The organism is Saccharopolyspora sp. (genome assembly GCF_017434145.1).
Lineage (GTDB): Bacteria > Actinomycetota > Actinomycetes > Mycobacteriales > Pseudonocardiaceae > Saccharopolyspora_C > Saccharopolyspora_C galaxeae.
This window is the reverse complement of record NZ_JAFRFW010000466.1, coordinates 1-2,859: the sequence shown is the minus strand read 5'-3', so window position 1 is coordinate 2,859 and position 2,859 is coordinate 1. Positions and strand designations below refer to the sequence as shown.

At 72.5% G+C, this 2,859-nt stretch carries 3 protein-coding genes; all 3 read right to left on the bottom strand.

Annotated elements, in window-relative coordinates; genetic code table 11:
* Positions 1-6 precede the first annotated feature (6 nt).
* Positions 7-612, bottom strand: a complete 606-nt coding sequence (locus IJH84_RS12840; RefSeq protein WP_233626937.1) for a methyltransferase domain-containing protein — start codon at positions 610-612, stop codon at positions 7-9.
* Complete coding sequence (locus IJH84_RS12835; protein WP_295144489.1) at positions 609-1,334, bottom strand: DUF2064 domain-containing protein; 726 nt, start codon at positions 1,332-1,334, stop codon at positions 609-611. Before IJH84_RS12835 ends, IJH84_RS12840 begins: the two co-directional genes overlap by 4 nt.
* A gap of 78 nt (positions 1,335-1,412) precedes the next feature.
* The coding region (locus IJH84_RS12830; RefSeq protein WP_295144486.1) for an arabinosyltransferase C-terminal domain-containing protein at positions 1,413-2,859 on the bottom strand (1,447 nt) is incomplete at its 5' end.

Below are 2,859 nucleotides of genomic sequence, written 5' to 3'. Positions count from 1 at the left end.
TTTTCCTCAGCCGCGGGAGAGTTCGGCGAACCAGCGGTGGCGGTCCTGCGCCGTCCAGATCAGGGCGAAACCGGCGGCCTCGCCCAACCGGCGCAGCGTGTCGGTGTCGAGCTCGGCCCACGGGAACCACGGACCGCGGTGCAGTCGTGCGGAGCCGGTGCGCAGCCCGGTTCCGGGAGAACCGGTCTCGATCAGCGCGGTCCCGCCCGGGCGCAGCAGCGCCCGCACCCGCCCGAGCAGTTCGACGGGATTCCCGCCGATGCCGATGTTCCCGTCGGCGAGCAGCACGTGCTGCCACTCGCCTTCGTCCGGCACGTCGTCGAAAACGCTGCCCAGCATTGCGCGGCAGCCGTGTCCGGTGGTGAGCCGCACGGCCTCCGGTGAGGTGTCGATCCCCAGCACCGGTACATCGCGGACCGCCAACGCGCGGACGAACCGGCCCGGTCCGCAGCCGACGTCCAGCGTGCTGCCGCGGCAGCGCCGCACCAACCGGGCATCGAGGTCGTCGGGATCGGCGAACCAGCGCCGCACTTGCAGCTCGGTGGTGGTGCCGTTGTCGTGCTCCAACACGCTGGCGCGGCCCTGCAGGACGGCGTCGAACGCGGCGCTCAACGCGCCTCCCCGACCGGCGCGGGCACGTCGCTCAGTGCGGCGGCGAAGCGGGTTCGCGGGGCGAGCGCGGCGACCTGGTGGGCGTCGTCGATCGTGTCCACGTCGGCGAGCGCGGGCAGCGACAGCACCGAAAGTCCGCGTCCGAGCAACGCGGAGCGGGTGTGCTCGCCGGTGTCCGGCCGGGACATGGGTACGTTCCGCAGCGCGTCGGCGTGGCGCGGGTCGCGCAGCCCGAGGCCCCACCAGCCACCGTCCTCGGCGGGTCCGAGCACCGCGTCCGGGAGGCGCTGCGCGGGACCGCGCGCCAGGCGGGCCAGCGCCGCTTCGAGCAGGGCGCTGGTGATCTGCGGGGTGTCCATGCCGATCTGGAGCACCGGAGCTCCGGGCAACGCGGCCGCGACGTCGCTGTGCGCGGCGGCGAGCCGTTCGCCGAGACCGTCGCCGCGTTGTTGGAACACCGTCACGCCTGCCAGGGCCTCTGCGACATCGGTGGCGCGCGCCGCGTTGCCGAGGTCGCCGGTCCACCCGACGAACGTCCGCCCGCCTGCGACGTCACCGGCGGCTTCGAGGGTGTCGAGCAGGCTGGCTGCGGCGATGTCGGCGGCGGCCGCAGCGCCTGCCGCGGGCGCCAGTCTGGTTTTGGCCTTGCCCGGTTCGGGGGCTTTGGCGATCACCAGGATCGCCGCCCGCTGGGCGGGCGGCGGACAGTCGGACTCCGGCATGGCGGCGCTCCACGGTCGGTGAAATGTCTACATGTGCATTTCGGAGCCGATCAGTGCGCCGATTGGGCGGAATTCGTCTCAGGCCGGCGGGTAGCCCAGCGGGGTCCGGTCCCCTTCCCAGCCCCAGCGGCGTTGCGAGCTGGTCGCGGTGTCGTAGGCGTCGCGGCGCATCGGGTAGTCGACTTGCACCAGGCTTCCCCAATCCTGGTGCAGCGGCTCGTCCTCGGCCCCCAGCAACCGGGTCGCCATGGTCGTTTCCCGGCCGACCTGCCGGATGCCCGCGAAGGCCCCGCCGATCTCGCGCACGAACGACGCCTGGCCGTCGAATCCCAATTCCTTGGGCGGGGTGAGCAGCATCGTCGGTGCTTGCGCGAGCCCACCCGACACGCGGGGGGTGCGTCGGACGCACGGCGCGTCCCAGATCATCGACCAGTCGACGTAGGTCGGTCCGCGGCCGAGGGAAGCCCGCAGCGGCGCGATGTCGCGCACGCGCGGACCAGTGGTGGCGAGCCACCCGCCGGAGTCGACCGTGGCGTCGACGGCCTTGATCCGCACCGTGTTCGCCCCCGGCGGCACGTCGCGGACGGACAGCTCACGCCAGGACGGGTGATCCTGCGGCGTGTCTTCCACGACGCGATCGCTGGGATAGGTGCGCCGCGCGGCGCGGTCGTCGCCGGAGTCGTCCAGCACCCGCTGCCCGAGCGGCTGGGCGTCGCGGCCGAACTCCAGCACCAGCCGGTTGCCGTCGCCGGTGCGACCGGCCGCCGAGACGGTGAGTTCCTGGTTCTGCCGCAGCTCGGGCAGGCCGAACCAGCGCGTGGTGAGTTCACCGGTACCGGCGGCGCCGCCGTCGAGGCTGCCCCAGAGGTTCTTGGCGCTGCCGCTACCGGGCGCCGACGGCGGCGGCGAGTTCTTCGCGTAGCCGCCGAGCTCGGTGAACCCGGTGGATTCGTCGGTGCCGCCGGAAGGTTCCAGCGTGCGCACGTCGGTGGTGGTCACGACCTCGTCCACGATGCCGCAGTCGTCGCCGGTCAAGGCATCGATGTTCTGCCCGCCGACGGAGTAGCCGTCGCTTTGCCGGATGGGGGCGATGACGAACGAGGCGAGCAGCACCGCCACTCCGGTCGCGACGGCAAGCCCGCCGAGCCACGCGGGCATTCGGCCAAGCGCGGCGCGCCAATGCCGCCTGCCGAAGATCAGCAGCACCACTGCGAGCCCGATCCACAGCAGCGGGCTGTTGAACGGCGCGAACGGCGTTTCCTCGTGCGGCACACCGAAATCGCCGTAGAGGAACCACTCGTTCTTGCCGGCGAACGCGACGCTGACGCCGATCACCAGCAGCACGCTGCCGAACAACCCGACCAGCTCGTTCCGCGCGGCCACCAGCAGCACCGCGGAGACCGTCAACGCGACGGCTCCGATGCCCGCGAGCGCTCCGAAGTAATGCGTCCACTTCGACGGCGTGAACCACAGCAGCCCGAGCGCCACCGCGAGCGACACCGGCGCGACGTGCGCGTTGCGCAGG

What these genes read in the sequence shown, in the direction of transcription:
- IJH84_RS12835 (WP_295144489.1), bottom strand. Translation starts at nt 1,334, where the DNA reads ATGCCGGAGTCCGACTGTCCGCCGCCCGCCCAGCGGGCGGCGATCCTG.